Annotated in this window: 12 protein-coding genes and 3 tRNA genes; 5 read left to right on the top strand and 10 right to left on the bottom strand. The window is 38.9% G+C overall.

Features of this window, described 5'->3' with window-relative positions; genetic code table 11:
* The 6 genes from C1642_RS15760 to C1642_RS15735 form a co-directional block, all read right to left on the bottom strand.
* Nucleotides 1-446, bottom strand: a 446-nt coding sequence (locus tag C1642_RS15760) for an SbmA/BacA-like family transporter (protein ID WP_322869417.1), incomplete at its 3' end; no start/stop codon positions are given.
* 236 nt (nucleotides 447-682) lie between these two features.
* Nucleotides 683-1,918 carry a threonine ammonia-lyase gene (locus tag C1642_RS15755; RefSeq protein WP_103236564.1) on the bottom strand — a complete coding sequence of 412 codons (1,236 nt, stop codon included), beginning with the start codon at nucleotides 1,916-1,918 and terminating at the stop codon, nucleotides 683-685.
* A 197-nt stretch (nucleotides 1,919-2,115) separates the two neighbouring features.
* Nucleotides 2,116-3,087: a patatin-like phospholipase family protein gene (locus tag C1642_RS15750; protein WP_000811534.1), complete on the bottom strand. Its 972-nt coding sequence runs from the start codon at nucleotides 3,085-3,087 to the stop codon at nucleotides 2,116-2,118.
* 168 nt (nucleotides 3,088-3,255) lie between these two features.
* Nucleotides 3,256-4,731, bottom strand: a complete 1,476-nt coding sequence (locus C1642_RS15745) for an alanine/glycine:cation symporter family protein (protein WP_001005337.1) — start codon at nucleotides 4,729-4,731, stop codon at nucleotides 3,256-3,258.
* A 99-nt stretch (nucleotides 4,732-4,830) separates the two neighbouring features.
* Complete coding sequence (locus C1642_RS15740; protein WP_000490937.1) at nucleotides 4,831-4,971, bottom strand: hypothetical protein; 141 nt, start codon at nucleotides 4,969-4,971, stop codon at nucleotides 4,831-4,833.
* A gap of 182 nt (nucleotides 4,972-5,153) precedes the next feature.
* Complete coding sequence (locus C1642_RS15735) at nucleotides 5,154-5,357, bottom strand: hypothetical protein (protein WP_002010643.1); 204 nt, start codon at nucleotides 5,355-5,357, stop codon at nucleotides 5,154-5,156.
* A 510-nt stretch (nucleotides 5,358-5,867) separates the two neighbouring features.
* On the opposite strand from C1642_RS15735, the gene C1642_RS15730 reads away from it, so the two are divergent.
* Nucleotides 5,868-6,572, top strand: coding sequence for a nitroreductase (locus C1642_RS15730; RefSeq protein WP_103236563.1), 705 nt, complete (start codon nucleotides 5,868-5,870; stop codon nucleotides 6,570-6,572).
* 27 nt (nucleotides 6,573-6,599) lie between these two features.
* On the opposite strand, the gene C1642_RS15725 is transcribed toward C1642_RS15730, so the two are convergent.
* The gene (locus C1642_RS15725; RefSeq protein ID WP_000003701.1) at nucleotides 6,600-7,814 is read right to left on the bottom strand and encodes a multidrug effflux MFS transporter; all 1,215 of its coding nucleotides are present in this window, start codon (nucleotides 7,812-7,814) and stop codon (nucleotides 6,600-6,602) included.
* Between the two features lie 127 nt (nucleotides 7,815-7,941).
* Between C1642_RS15725 and yccS the strand changes: the two genes are divergently transcribed.
* The 4 genes from yccS (at nucleotide 7,942) to C1642_RS15705 (ending at nucleotide 14,408) form a co-directional block, all read left to right on the top strand.
* Nucleotides 7,942-10,116, top strand: a complete 2,175-nt coding sequence (yccS, locus tag C1642_RS15720) for a YccS family putative transporter (protein WP_001984830.1) — start codon at nucleotides 7,942-7,944, stop codon at nucleotides 10,114-10,116.
* A gap of 100 nt (nucleotides 10,117-10,216) precedes the next feature.
* Nucleotides 10,217-10,792 carry an SdpI family protein gene (locus tag C1642_RS15715; protein ID WP_000125649.1) on the top strand — a complete coding sequence of 192 codons (576 nt, stop codon included), beginning with the start codon at nucleotides 10,217-10,219 and terminating at the stop codon, nucleotides 10,790-10,792.
* A gap of 157 nt (nucleotides 10,793-10,949) precedes the next feature.
* Nucleotides 10,950-13,496, top strand: coding sequence for a PepSY domain-containing protein (locus tag C1642_RS15710; RefSeq protein ID WP_065717712.1), 2,547 nt, complete (start codon nucleotides 10,950-10,952; stop codon nucleotides 13,494-13,496).
* 126 nt (nucleotides 13,497-13,622) lie between these two features.
* On the top strand, nucleotides 13,623-14,408 hold the full coding sequence (locus tag C1642_RS15705; RefSeq protein WP_032026907.1) for a YdcF family protein: 786 nt from the start codon (nucleotides 13,623-13,625) through the stop codon (nucleotides 14,406-14,408).
* Nucleotides 14,409-14,615: 207 nt separating this feature from the next.
* Here the strand turns inward: C1642_RS15705 and C1642_RS15700 are convergent.
* The 3 genes from C1642_RS15700 to C1642_RS15690 all read right to left on the bottom strand — a co-directional run bounded on the left by C1642_RS15700 (nucleotide 14,616) and on the right by C1642_RS15690 (nucleotide 14,949).
* Nucleotides 14,616-14,691 (bottom strand) — tRNA-Val (locus tag C1642_RS15700).
* Nucleotides 14,692-14,757: 66 nt separating this feature from the next.
* Nucleotides 14,758-14,834: transfer RNA gene (locus tag C1642_RS15695), tRNA-Asp, on the bottom strand.
* A gap of 39 nt (nucleotides 14,835-14,873) precedes the next feature.
* Nucleotides 14,874-14,949 (bottom strand) — tRNA-Val (locus C1642_RS15690).
* Nucleotides 14,950-15,006 lie beyond the last annotated feature (57 nt).

The raw sequence follows: 15,006 nt of genomic DNA, 5'->3' as shown, positions 1-15,006 counted from the left end.
ATTGCAATGTAAAGAAATACTAGAGTTTCACTATATAATGTCGAGATATCCCCCCCACCACTCGAAAGCATTTTTTGGATTAAATCCCAAAATGGTACGTACCATGCATTAATAGCAACATTAACCTGAACAGCAAACCAGATATTAAATAGAATAAAAGCCGACCCCCAGATAGACCAACGCTGCCATGGATTATTGGAAATAATTTTCCAAAAACCAGCAAACAGAGCTGTGGAGACTAAAAACCAGAGGTAAAACCATAAAAAAGCAGGTGACCAGAAGCGACTTACGCCAATAGGTAGCTCAGCATCTGCATATCCTTGAGGAAAACCTAGATACTGTCCCCAGTGATCCCCCCCTGTATACCAAAGCACCATATTTAGCGCGAGCCAAATAACTACAGATATAAAAAAATACCGTGGTGATGGAAAAAATGATTTGAACATTGAGTGTTGATATCCCTATATTTCTTCAAATTTACAATGAAAGGAATACTAAAACCTAAACCTTAAAATTGTGAAGGCTAAAGTTTAGAGAATTGTCAATTTTTCCCATTTCATTGAAGGATTTGATCGTTTTTTTGTAAATTCATCCCTTTATGCAATTTAATCCGTTTAAATTGCTTTGTATATGGCTCCCCTAAGAGCCATATACAGTTTTTATATCACAGCCATATGTACGTTTAAATCTCTTCTTTACGAACAATATAGCCTTCAAGTTGCATAGCCTGAATTAATGGTTCCAGATCTGGAGCGCTTTTTAGTTCAATATCGACACTCACCGCACTTTCTTTAGCACGGCTTGTTGCTGCAAAGCGTTCATGTCGAAGTTCGTAAATATTACCGCCCTGCTCCGCAATAATTGCTGTTAAACGCGCTAAGGCACCCGGATTATCTGGTAATTCAACGCGAATACGAACCATACGGCCAGTACGAGTTAAGTGACGCTGTAATACTGAAACCATTACACGTGTATCAATATTGCCACCAGATAACACCACACCAACTTTATGGCCTAAAAATAGATCGGGACGAGACATAATTGCAGCAATTCCAGTCGCGCCAGCTCCTTCACACACTGTTTTTTCAATGTTGAGTAATAGCGCAATCGCTTCCTCAATCATATCTTCAGTGACTACCACAACATCATCTACAAAATGCTTAGCAATTTGTGTGGTCAGCTCGCCCGGAGTTTTAACCGCAATACCTTCAGCCACCGTTGAACCCATTGAAACCGCGAGTTGATAGTTACAAAGCAGTTTCGCCATACTTGGATAAACAACCGACTGAACTCCGATAATCTTGATTTTAGGATTTATTGATTTTGCAGCAATCGCAATACCAGAAATGAGACCACCACCTCCAATAGGTACGACCAAGATATCTAAATCAGGAACAGCTTCCAGCATTTCGAGCGCGATAGTACCTTGACCCGCAATAATTTCAGCATCATCAAATGGATGAATAATGGTTAAAGATTCTTCTTGTGCCACACGGTGCATTTCAGCAGCAGCTTCCGAAAAGTCTTGTCCATGCAGAATAACACGCGCACCGTATTCACGTACTCGTTGCACCTTCACATTGGGCGTCGATTTTGGCATAACAATAGTTGCCGTGACTCCTGTGCGCTGTGCATGATAAGCGACCCCTTGCGCATGATTACCAGCTGAAGCTGCAATTACACCATGTTGTTTTTCTTGTTCAGATAAGCTCAAAAGTTTATTTAATGCGCCCCTTTCTTTAAACGAAGCCGTAAACTGTAGATTCTCAAATTTCAGCCACATTTCAGCCCCTAAGGTTTTAGAAATGGTTTCTGAAAAAACAAAAGGTGTTTTAACAACTAAACCATCTAAACGCTCTGCAGCGGCATGTATATCTTCTAATGTTGGAAACTCATTTTTTACCTGTTGCTGAATCATCTAAGTAGCTGGCCTCAATATGTTACAAATCAATTATTTTTTTGAAAAATAGCATGAATATCTCATATGTGTCATGAGTAGTTTTCAGCATAGCTCCACTATACAAAAATTTTTGTCAGCACATACAAATCTTTTATTTTTCAACAAAAAAACCCTTAGCGGGCTTTTACTTAATTTTTCATATACTTGCTTTCAATTTATTGCGTTTGCGCACTTAAACCGTCAGTAGATAGATTCTGTTCAGCTATTTTTTCATCAATCGCAAACTGAATATCAGACAGTTTTGCATTTGCTGCATCTATGCCTGCCTTCATGGTTGCTTCACGGCCTTTTACATCAAAAATATGTGCTTTTTCTCTTAAATCCGGTTGAATTACTACATCTGCATATTGAAGTTCTTCGGCAGCTAAACGTCCTTGCATAATATTAATATTCTGGTTAAAGAGTCCCCATACATTTGAGGTTTCCGTATAAATGGGTTGAGCCAGAATATCGACAGCAATAATGACATCGGCTCCTAAATCACGGGCTACTTCAACAGGTACCGGACTGACTAAACCGCCATCTACATATTCAGATTTACCAATTTTAGTCGGTACAAACATGCTTGGTATTGAGGCTGATGCTCTCACGGCCTGTCCCGTATTGCCATAATTAAATACAGTTTTGGTGCCATGCTTGAGCTCTGTTGCCACTACATACATCGGAATTTTCATTTTTTCGAGCGGCAAGTTATTTACTTGCTGATTTACGTAGTCTTCAACTTTTTTGCCATCAAAAAAACCTTTTAAACCAATACTGATGTCACGAACATCTGCAGCTTTCATTTTCAATGCAGTATCGCGAAGTTCATCAGGCGTTTTTCCACTCGCATAAATTGCCCCAACAATACTTCCTGCACTGGTTCCAACAATGAAATCAGGACGAATACCATGCTGTTCTAAAACTTCAATAACACCAATATGTGCATATCCTCGTGCACCACCACTACCCAGTACTAATGCGACTACTGGTTTCTTATGCTGCTTCTTAAGCTGTGCAAAAGGCTGATCGACGAAACGTGAGTATGCCTCTGCCGTTTGCGGTTTTAAGGCAGATAAGTGTGAGGTGGTTTGGCACCCGGCCAACACCATAGAAAGTCCGAGAACCCACAATTTAAGCTGTTTCATGGCCCATCTTTGCACTATGACGTTAATTTTCGAATTGCAATTTTAGTTGCTCGTTTTGTGAAATGCTGTAGTGAATTTATTTAATTTGTCATGTTTAATTTTTATACTCAAGTATTTTTATTATGCCGAAAAAAAGCCCCTTATTTCTAAGAGGCTTTTCTTACAAAATTACCAAATATCTGAATCGACTTTTTTCTTCAACTCTGGATATTTATTAATTTTAAATACAGGTTCTTTAATACCTTGCTTCAATTGCGCTCGGTAATCTTTCAACAAAGTACGAGCCATTGGTGTTAAAAGTAAAATTGCGACCAAGTTAATGGTAGCCATAATACCCATAAACAAGTCTGCCATTGACCATACTAATGGCACACTACCAATTGCACCGAAATACACCATCACCAATACAAAAATACGGAAGATGAACATGACTTTCGGGTTGTTATTAATGAACTGTACGTTACTTTCTGCATAAGCATAGTTACCTAATACAGCTGAGTAACAGAACAAGAATAATAGAACAGCTAAGAAGTCAGCTCCCCAGTGCCCCACTTGAGTCTCTAGCGCACGTTGGGTTAATTCAACACCGACGAAACCAGCATCTTGGTAAACGCCAGAAACTAAAATGATGATTGCAGTACTTGTACATACAATGAATGTATCTACGAATACGCCAAGCATTTGTACCAAACCTTGGTTTACAGGATGTTTTACATCAGACGCAGCCGCCGCATTTGGTGCAGAACCCATACCCGCTTCGTTTGAGAACAAACCGCGCTTAATCCCTTGCATCATTGCCATTGACACGGCAGCACCGAAGAAACCACCTGCCGCAGCATTAAAGTGGAAAGCTTCAGTCACAATCAGTTTTAAAACATCAGGTAAAATCGCATAGTTGCTTAATGCAATATATAACGCTACAGAGAGATAAAGACCTGCTTTTAAAGGAACAAACATCTCTGCGAATTTAGCGATACGTTTAATACCACCAAAGATTGCTAATGCAACCATCACAACAAGAGCAAGACCAACCCAAGAAATTTCTAAATCAACACCACCTAAATGCGCAATTAGGTTAGCTTTATCCCAACCCCAAGCATGTGAAGATGCATTAGCAATTGCATTGATTTGAACTGAGTTAAATACAAAACCATAAGTAAAGATCAATGCTAACGCGAAGATCACACCAAAAGTTTTACTACGTAAACCTTGAGTAATATAGTAGGCTGGACCACCGCGGAATTGCTTGCTATTACTGTCTCTCACCTTAAAAAGTTGAGCAAGAGTAGATTCAATAAAAGCAGAGCTCATACCAAGTACAGCGGTTACCCACATCCAGAACACGGCGCCTGGGCCACCAATTGCGATCGCAATTGCCACACCAGCAATGTTACCCACCCCAACACGGCTCGCAAGACCTGTTACAAACGCTTGGAAAGGTGTAAGGCCATGCTCATCTTCGCCTTCTGTACGGCTGCTTTTCATAACACGAATACTTTGCAAGAACATGCGAATTTGCACTGCTCCTGTTAAGACCGTATAAAAAATACCGACGGCCAGCAAGAAAATAACCAGAAAATCCCATAAAGGTTCATTAAAAAATTGTACCCACGACATCAGTGTGGCATTGAGTTGTTCATTCATACTCGGTCCGCTTACGTTCTTGCTAATGTGCTATTAGCACAAGCCAAAATACTGCAATAAACAAAAAAGCCCCTAAAAATAGGGACTTCTTCAGTACATTTAAGGAAAAACTTTTAATGTCACTTGAATAGCAATTACCGTCACAAGTTTAAGCAACATCATGCCCAGCACTAAGCCTTTGAAGGTTACATGAGAGAAAGCACCCTTCAGATAAAATAAATTCATCGCACCACTGAACATATTCCCATTTGGGTGAACAGAATGCATCGACTCGGCTACAAACTTGGAAACTAACAAATGACCACCGCTAAATCAGCTCGTTTAATGATTCCCATCAATTAATCGAGTTATAAAAACTGGATTTAAGCCAATAAGCATATTTACATATACTTTTGGGCGAATGTCTAAACTGGATTTAAATTTCAAAGACTGTAACAAGCCATCGTCATAACACGACTATCTGTGCCCTTTTCTTTTTCATTAAAGAAGAGTGCATTGAGATCTGTACCAAGCTGTTGTATTTCTTGTGGCTCAGTAGTTGCGTGAGTTACGTTCATTTTCATGGTTGCAATGGTAATCGCCAATCCTTGTTTCATGAACTGCTTGTTGATGAGCGGTAAACTCATGTAAAGCTCCTTATACCTCGTGTATTTCTCCATTTCTGCACAAAATCCTTTCTGTAAAAGTATTTTATTTGCAGCCACTACTTTTTTCCTAACGTGAGTATGGAGAAATCATACCTGCGTAAAAAAGTCGGTATTATGCAGAAATTTAAAATTTTGTGTATGTTTTTCATTAAAAGTTTATGCTACTTAAGATTATTTTTTATGCAAAAACATCTGTTTTGTACTGTTTTTAAACATATTATACCTTTTTTCTAATTGAGCAATTTTCACTCAACCCTTATTTTGGCTTTAATCGAATGACTATCAAAGTCACACCACTTTACCATTTTAAGCCTAAAGTGGCATATTCGAATTATCATTGAGCAGACATCATGTCTGACCCAAGTCATTAATCATATATATAAGGATATCTGTTTTCTAATATTTTTTGCTTATAAATACAGCAATTTCAGCATATAAAATTGCATCTCAAAAAGTATTAAATATTGAGGAAAAAGATCAGGAGTACTCATGAATTTGGAACAAGTCCGCCTTGTTGACGAAGCAATTACCTCTCGACATTCTGTCCGTGCTTTTTTAAGCACTCCCATTGAGCCAGAAGTCATTAAAGATATATTAAGAGTCGCAAGTCGAGCACCTTCCGGTACCAACACTCAACCATGGAAAGTTTATGTAGTCACAGGTCATAAACGTGATGAAATGGTAGAGCGTGTTTGTGCAGCACAGATTGAGGTTTCCAAAAATCCCGAACTTGCAGAGCAATATAAAGAAACTTTTGCATATTACCCTGAAAAATGGGTCTCTCCTTTTATTGACCGCCGCCGTGAAAATGGTTGGGGACTCTATGGTTTGTTAGATATCAAAAAAGGTGAAAAAGAAAAAATGGCTGCTCAACAGTTACGTAACTTCAAACTGTTTGATGCTCCAGTCGGAATTTTCTTTACAGTCAATAAAGCAATGGGAATTGGTTCCAAAATGGATATCGCCATGATGATTCAAAATGTCATGGTCGCTGCCAAGGCCCGGGGATTAGACACCTGTCCTCAAGCAGCTTGGAACCATTTCCATCCGCTAGTGTTAGATATTTTAGGCGCAGCAGATGGTGAAGAGTTGGTATGTGCAATTGCACTAGGTCATGCCCACCCTGAACATATTGTGAATACCTTTATTACACCTAGAGAGCCTGTTGAGAATTTTGCAGTTTTTCTTGATTAAAGATGCAAGACAATCACTCTCTTAAAATCAAGAGAGTGATTGGCTTTTTGCTTGTCGAATCGCTTTTAAAACAACAATAAAACCACTTAATGTAAATAACACCATCATCACTCCCATATTGAGTGATGCAGACCAAATAAGGAAGTTAAGCAGTACTCCACCCAATAGACCGCAAGCAAATTGCATACTGCCCATAATTGCACTGGCTGTTCCTGCACGAGCACCTTGCTTTGACATGGCTAGAGCCATAGCATTTGGTCCAGTTAAACCAATTCCTGAAATTGCTAAGAACAGTCCTAACATTACTAGCCATAAAGGTGCTGCAGAAATTAAGCCAGCAATCAACACAATGCTTGCACCTGTCACTTGTACCATTGAACCTGCTTTTAAGCGCTTAGTGATTTCAACACGTGTGGTTAAGTGCTTATTTAAAGATGACATTAACATAATGCCAAAAGCATTGAGCCCGAATACATAAGCAAACTCTTGCTGATTTAAGCCATATTGGTCCATAAAAACGGCTGGAGCTGAACTGATATAACAGAATAATGCTGCACCTGTTAAACATCCTGCAAACATAGGTAAACGGAAGCTTGCATCTTTGAAAATAGCACCATATAAGGTAGCCACTTGATATAGAGATAACTTGAGTCTCTTATCAACTGCCAAAGTTTCTTTAAAAAAGAAATGTACACATAGCCAACAGATTGCCCCTACAATTGAAAGCGCAATAAAAATCGCTTGCCACGGAAACCAGATTAATATCCAGGCCCCAATCATCGGTGCCAAAATAGGTGCTAAGCCCATTACGATCATCATGCTTGAAAAAGCTTGTGCCGAGCCTTGTACATCTAATCTATCGCGTATAGCAGCACGAGCCATAACCACCCCCACACAACCACCTAAGGCTTGTAAAATACGGGCAGCAATTAGGCTCCATTCATTTGTAGCGAGCACGCAGAACAAGCTTGCAACTGCATAAAGCGCAAGCCCAAAATAAAGAGGCTTTTTTCGACCAATACGGTCGCTTAAAGGTCCATATACCAGTTGTCCAATGGCTAAACCAAAAAAATAAGCTGGCAATGTGTTTGCTACCATTTGCGTACTCACCCCAAAATCATGGGCCATTTGAGGCAACGCAGGTAAGTACATATCAATGGATAATGGCCCTAAAGCCGTGAGTAAAGCGAGCAACATAATCCAGCCAATAGAATATTGACGCTGGGCTGTTTGTTCAGACATAACGATATTTCATTTTTCAATCATTTGCATACAGACAAGCTTACACTGTCTATCGTATGATTTGTGCATCATTGGTGTAGAAATACGCAAATCATTTATCACTCAGGTTGATCAGCAAGGACTTCATTTGAAATCTTGGTTTAAACGCCTAAAAAGAGCGACTTATAACACATCATTTATGTATAACGTGCGGATGCTGATTGCCTTTTCAGGAACTGCGTTCGTGCCTTATTTTTTAGGACATCAATTAGCAACAATTCCCCTCACTTTAGGTGTGGTCGCAGCTGGTTTAAGTGATATTGATGATCGCTTTTCAGTGCGAATCATGAATTTAATTTACACCTATATTGGTTTCTTCATTACCGCAGCTTCCGTACAATTACTTTTCCCTTATCCAATGCTTTTTGCGCTAGGGCTGATTGCCTCTTGTATTGGCTGGATTTTACTCGGGTCATTAGGCCGCCGTTACGCAACAATTTCTTATGGATGTCTGGTTGTTTCAGTTTATACCATGTTGGGAGTTCATTTATTTGACCAGTGGTATATTCAGCCAGCGCTTTTGGTTGCGGGAGCAGCATGGTACGGACTTATTGCAACCATTAGCTTTTTATTATTTCCGGTTCGCCAGCTCCAAGATAAACTTGCAGCCTCTTATGCTTCATTAGGCGACTTTCTATTTGCTAAATCCAATTTGTTTGATGTCGATATGACTCCTGCGAGTTATCAGCAAAGCATGATTGATCTTTCATTAGAAAATGGCAAATTAATAACGATTTTTAATGATCTTAAAACCGCCCTTTTAACCCGTTTAAAGGGTGACCGTGGACAAAAAGGTACTCGCCGTAGCCTACATTATTACTTTGTCGCACAAGACATTCATGAACGTGCAGACTCTGCTCATATCGACTATCAAAAGTTAGCTAAAATTTTCCAGCACAGTGATATTTTATTTAGATTTCAGCGCATTTTGGCGATTCAGGGTAAAGCTTGCCAAGAGCTAAATGAATGTATTTTACAGCGTAAACCCTATATCCATAACAAACGCTTTAAGCAGAGTTTCGAGAATTTACGCTTATCTTTAGTAAAGTTAAGAGATGATCAGCAGTATGACTTATTGTGGGTAAATGCTCTTTTTGCCTTATACCGAAACTTAAAGTCTATTGACTCACAATTACTCAACTTAGAAACGGAACAGCATATTCAGTCTGACAAAGTAAAGCAGGCTGAAAACCAACTTAAAGATGATGATCTAAAAGGTTGGAATGATATTGTTGTTCGAATAAAACAAAATCTAACACCTGAATCTGTACTGTTCCGTCATGCCATTCGTGTTTCGATTGTTCTTTTTATTGGATATGTATTTATTCAAATGACTCATATCGAATATGGCTACTGGATTATGTTGACAGCTTTATTTGTTAGCCAACCTAACTTTAACGCAACAAAACGTCGCTTACGTTTACGTATTGTGGGTACATTAGTCGGAATTATTGTCGGCCTTAGCATAGTATTTTTAGTACCTTCTGTGGAAGGGCAATTAGTCATGCTAATTTTGAGTGGCGTACTGTTTTTCGAGTTACGTAGTAAGCAATATGCTCAAGCAACTGCTTTTATTACCATTTTGGCATTAATTAACTTTAATCTGGACGGTTCGGCAGTCGCTGCGGCTATTCCTAGGTTTGTTGATACCCTAATTGGTTGTGCTTTAGCATGGTTTGGCGTGACCTTTATTTGGCCTGACTGGAAATTCCGTCGCCTACCACGCAGTATTCGACGCTCCTTACAAGCACAATGTAATTATTTAGCTGAAGTGGTAAAACAATATCATGAAGGACATAATCATGCCCTCAATTACCGTATTGTCCGCCGAGCAGCACATAATACTGATGCAGAAGTCGCTTCGCTTATTTCTACTTTAGCAACAGAGCCAGACTTCGACCCTACTCGTAAGTCCGATATATTTGAATTTTTATGCCTCAATCATACATTTTTAAGTTATATCGCAGCACTTGGAGCACATCGAGAAAAGATTCAGGATCAAGCGGTTCTTAACGTATTAGATCAAGCATTAGATGATATACAAGGTGCTTTGTTAAGAGATGAAATGCCTGATCTTACGGCACAAAATATGCTACAGACGATACGTCAGCGCTTAAGCCAAAATGATGAAGATGACCAAAAATCGCTCATTATTTTACAGCAGTTATCGCTGATGCTCAGTGTATTAAATCGATTTAGTATGTTAAAACAACGGCTAAGTCATGATCTGGATAATGATGCTAGCGAACTTGCATCATTATAAATTTGAGTCAGAATTTAGTATGAAATTGGCATAATATCCTTTCCTGACTTATGCCAATTAATGCTAAACTTAAAACAGTTTACAATTTGTTATTTGCACTATGACCGCGAAAACTTTATATGCTTATACGCTTCAGCCTGTTCCTTACGAGGTATCAGAAGCTGAGCAACGTAATGCACAACTTCTTATCTGGCGCAGCACCAATAAAATCAGCACAAAAATCTGGGCGATTATGGGCGTAATTTTAGCCCTTGCGATTTTAGGTCTTATCTTTATCAAGAACTATTCTACAGTGATTTGCTGGGTTGCCATTGTCTGTGTAGTACTTTATTACCTTGGCCGTAAATATGGTTTGGAATGGTATGTTAAGCGTAAGATGAATGAGTTTCCTGTGCAGGAAATCAAGGGTATTCGCTTAGGCGTACAACCTCACGGTATCGTAATGCGCCAGCAAATGGGCTTACAAGAAGGCGTTGGAACTATCGGATGGAAAAATATCTATGAATGGTACAACACCCCTGACTTTATTTTAGTTAACTTTAAAGTAAAAGATCCTAAAGGTCAGGAACAACAAGGTGCATATATATTGCCTAAACGTATGGACTCTAAAAACTTTTCTTTCAATACAATTCGTAAGCATTTGAAAGAAAGTGTAGGTGAACCGAAAACTTTATAATTTCACCTCTTTAAAAAGCCTCCTTTACAGGAGGTTTTTTATTATGCTAAAAATAAATGATAATGAAAATTAATATTATCTCCAAAATCCATATTATCTACTCAATCTTCGGCTATACTTCGTTACAAGATCTCCATCATATTTACATTATTCGACCATGTTTAAAAAGTTTTTATTTCAAATTCATTGGTTTCTGGGTATTAGTGCTGGCCTCATCTTATCCATTATGGGTGTTACAGGCGCAATTTATTCTTATGATCAGCAAATTTTAAAATGGGTAAATACAGATAGTTATGTTGTGCAAGCACAAAGCTCACCTAAGCTTACCCCTGCTCAGCTTTACCAGCATTTCACAACAATCCAGCCTGAAATTAAAATTAATAGCATTACAATTGCCAAAGATCCTACCGCCTCATCTGTAGTAAACATTGAAAAAGAAGGCGAACGACGCGGCTACAATATGATGGTTAACCCTTATACAGCTCAAGTATTACCAGAGGTACAAGGTCGTAAACTACTTTTATTAATACAACAAATTCACCGAAACTTAACTGCTGGTGAGTTCGGTAAACAAATTACCGGTGCTTGTGCCTTAATGCTCATATATTTTGTTTTGAGCGGATTATATTTACGCTGGCCGAAAAAGCACTCTGCACGTCAATGGCTTGCTGTTAAGCCCAAACTTAAAGGTCGAAATTTTATTTGGGATTTACACGCTGTTGTAGGTACATGGGTTATTGTTTTTTATCTTCTTTTTGCATGTACAGGTCTATATTGGTCATATGACTGGTGGCGTAGTGGTATGTTCAAAGTATTAGGTGTAGAACAACCTAAAATGCAAGGCCATAGTGGATCTGGGCGAAATAAAGATCAATTGCCTAAAATTCAACCAGATAATGCTCAACTGATTACCGCACTTAACCAAACTTGGAGTGGTTTTAATAATCAGATTGGACGTGATTATTCGACTTTAACAGTTAACTTACCTAAAAAAGATGATGGAAAAATTGAATTAAGTTTTGTAGATGCAACGCCACAACATGAACGTGCACGTAACCAAGCTGTCTATAACTATAAAACTGCCAATATTGAAAAAATGGAGCTTTATGAAGATAAAAAGCTTAATCAAAAAATTATGAGCAGTATGTTACCTGTGCACCGAGGTAGTTTCTTCGGACCAGTTTATCAATTTGTGGCGATGCTTGCTTCTTTAGCCATGCCATTATTCTTTGTTACCGGATGGATGCTTTACCTTAAACGCCGTAAGCAAAAAAAACTTACTCAAGCGGCTCGCCAGTCTTTAGCAGGCCATTATATCGACCAAAATGCTAAGCCTTGGTTAATCACTTATGCCACCCAAACTGGAGTTGCGGAACAACTCGCGTGGAGTACTGCAACGAGCTTACAAGAGGCGCATCAACCAGTTCAGGTTAAATCTGTACAACAATTAACCGAAGCTGATTTACAGCAACATGAACAAATATTATTTGTGATTAGCACCTATGGTACTGGAGAAGCACCTGACTTAGCTTCTAATTTTGCTAAAAAGTTATTAAAAACCAACTTAGAACTTCAACATGTCAAATATGCAGTATTAGCTTTAGGTTCTAAGGAATATCCGGATACTTATTGTAGTTTTGGCCACACAGTAGATGAATGGCTTAAAAACAATGGTGCCAAAGCCCTCTTCGATATTATAGAAGTAGATAATGCAAATCCGACAGATATTCAAAACTGGAATCAGGCACTTGTAAAAGCAACTAAACTAGATTTGCATGCTGTTAATATCGAAAAAGTGTTTGATAATTGGACATTACAACAACGGGATTTACTCAATCCAAATAGTCTAGGTCAGCCTGCCTACAATATTGAACTTACTGCCAGTCATGAAGCTGTATGGCAAGCTGGAGACATTGCTGAAATACAACCAGGTAACAGCCCTGAACGTATTAATAAGTTTTTACAGCATCATCACATTCTTAAAAATGCGGTGGTAGACTCGCTACAGGTTTCTATTGAAAAGGCACTTTGGAATAAAGATTTAACTGGTGAAATTGAACCGTTTGCCAATCTGGACCATTTACTAGAACAACTCCCTACCCTACCAACGCGAGAATATTCAATTGCTAGCATCCCTTCTCAGCAAGTATTACGTCTAGTTGTTCGTCAACAATATGATGAGTCTGGTGATTTAGGTTTAGGATCAGGTTGGCTGACTCAACATACAGAAATTAATCAAAATGTTGCACTGCGTATCCGTACCAATGAGTCTTTTCATTTGATTGATGATAATCGTCCGATTATTTGTATTGGTAATGGAACGGGAATCGCGGGTTTAATGAGTTTACTTCATACACGAACTCGCCATAACTATACTGAAAACTGGCTAATTTTCGGTGAACGCCAACGTGCTCATGATTTCTTCTATGCATCAACCATTGAAGCTTGGCAAACGATGGGAATGTTAAAACGACTTGATCTTGCATTCTCACGCGATCAAGAACAACGTGTTTATGTTCAAGATATCATCCGACAAAATGCAGCAGAGTTAGTCAACTGGATTGAACGTGGTGCAGTACTCTATGTATGCGGCAGTATTGATGGAATGGCAAGTGGAGTCGATCAAGCACTTATTCATATTTTAGGCGAAGAACAAGTCGATGAGTTAAGACAACAAGGCCGTTATCGCCGTGATGTTTATTAAATATCAATAAATAACAAAGCTGAGTAATAGCCAAAATGCTTTACTCGGCTTTTTATTGCAATCAGCATTGAATTTGGAATGATTTTGCATACACTGTCTGCAATTTAAATTGCAGCTTTAAACACAATGCAAGTCAGTAAGTGGATTCGGATTTTCTTAGCAGTCATTGGTTCAATTTTATTTTTGGACGGCTTATTTCTAGCTTTTCTAAATAAAATTCATGTAGGCACACTTGTTCCTTTAGTTTTAGGAGCATTCTTCTGTCTTTATGCATTATTTTATTATCATTTAGAACGGTTTTTCTTCTATCACTATCGGCTTCATACTCTTTGGCGTTTTGGGTGGTTGTGTTTCTGGATTTGGTTAATTGGCTTAGGCTATTTTTTTAATTTTATTAAAGAAAATAAAGACGCAAGTCAAAATCTCCCCGCAGTTAAAGCAATTATTGTTTTAGGAAGTGGTGTCGAAAATGGACAGCCTTCAGCTATTCTTGCAAAGCGTCTTGACACAGCAGCACCAGTTGCCCTTTCACAACCGCAAGCAAAGGTTATTTTAACAGGCGGTTTAGACTTTTCCGAAAAAGAACCTGAAGCATTAGTCATGTCACGCTACTTGGAACAACATTTTCATATAGCAAAAGATCGAATGATCCTTGAAGACAAAAGCACAAGTACAGAACTTAATCTTAAAAATAGTAAACCTTTACTTGAACAAACTCATATTAATGTTAATCAACCCATTGCAATTGTTACAAGTGACTTCCATACACCACGAGCTGCAGCTATTGCAAAGAAACAAGGCTATACACAGGTTTATATGGTCGCTGCAGAAACACCTTTAATTACTCGCTACAACGCTTGGCTACGTGAATATTTTGCATACGCTAGTGGCTGGCTTCTAAACGAGTATTAATCTTGGTTTACAAAGCTGCTATTACGTTACAGCATGGCAGCTTTAGTTAAACTCGATAGTAATAATAATTTGAACTCAAAAATTAAGTTTGGAAAAGAGAGGGTTAACCAAAAAAGATAAAATAGATAGATAAAAAATAGGAAGAGCAGAAACGCAAAAAACACCAAATAAATTAGTGTGTTTAATTTTTTAAATTTGAAAAAATTATGGTGGGCGCTGACGGGATCGAACCGCCGACATTCTGCTTGTAAGGCAGACGCTCTACCAACTGAGCTAAGCGCCCTGATTGAAAAAGACAACAATCGCAGTCTTTATACATTACATCCTCTAGATCAGGGAATCAAGAGAATGGCGCAGCGGACGGGGCTCGAACCCGCGACCCCCGGCGTGACAGGCCGGTATTCTAACCAACTGAACTACCGCTGCACTTGCAATACTTTAAAAATAAAGTATGGTCACAAATTATGGTGGGCGCTGACGGGATCGAACCGCCGACATTCTGCTTGTAAGGCAGACGCTCTACCAACTGAGCTAAGCGCCCTGCAAAAGCGTTTTATAAAAGTGGCGCAGCGGACGGGGCTCGAACCCGCGACCCCCG

The sequence above is a fragment of the Acinetobacter sp. AKBS16 genome, assembly GCF_002899995.1.
GTDB classification, from domain to species: domain Bacteria; phylum Pseudomonadota; class Gammaproteobacteria; order Pseudomonadales; family Moraxellaceae; genus Acinetobacter; species Acinetobacter baumannii.
The sequence above is the reverse complement of the archived record's forward strand: the minus strand, read 5'-3'. Positions and strand labels throughout refer to the sequence as shown.

Bases quoted from the DNA above. Each gene is read 5' to 3' on its own strand.
- C1642_RS15755 (WP_103236564.1), bottom strand. From the start codon at position 1,918: ATGATTCAGCAACAGGTAAAAAATGAGTTTCCAACATTAGAAGATATA.
- C1642_RS15750 (WP_000811534.1), bottom strand. From the start codon at position 3,087: ATGAAACAGCTTAAATTGTGGGTTCTCGGACTTTCTATGGTGTTGGCC.
- C1642_RS15745 (WP_001005337.1), bottom strand. From the start codon at position 4,731: ATGAATGAACAACTCAATGCCACACTGATGTCGTGGGTACAATTTTTT.
- C1642_RS15740 (WP_000490937.1), bottom strand. From the start codon at position 4,971: ATGTTCAGTGGTGCGATGAATTTATTTTATCTGAAGGGTGCTTTCTCT.
- C1642_RS15735 (WP_002010643.1), bottom strand. From the start codon at position 5,357: ATGAGTTTACCGCTCATCAACAAGCAGTTCATGAAACAAGGATTGGCG.
- C1642_RS15730 (WP_103236563.1), top strand. From the start codon at position 5,868: ATGAATTTGGAACAAGTCCGCCTTGTTGACGAAGCAATTACCTCTCGA.
- C1642_RS15725 (WP_000003701.1), bottom strand. From the start codon at position 7,814: ATGTCTGAACAAACAGCCCAGCGTCAATATTCTATTGGCTGGATTATG.
- C1642_RS15715 (WP_000125649.1), top strand. From the start codon at position 10,217: ATGACCGCGAAAACTTTATATGCTTATACGCTTCAGCCTGTTCCTTAC.
- C1642_RS15710 (WP_065717712.1), top strand. From the start codon at position 10,950: ATGTTTAAAAAGTTTTTATTTCAAATTCATTGGTTTCTGGGTATTAGT.
- C1642_RS15705 (WP_032026907.1), top strand. From the start codon at position 13,623: ATGCAAGTCAGTAAGTGGATTCGGATTTTCTTAGCAGTCATTGGTTCA.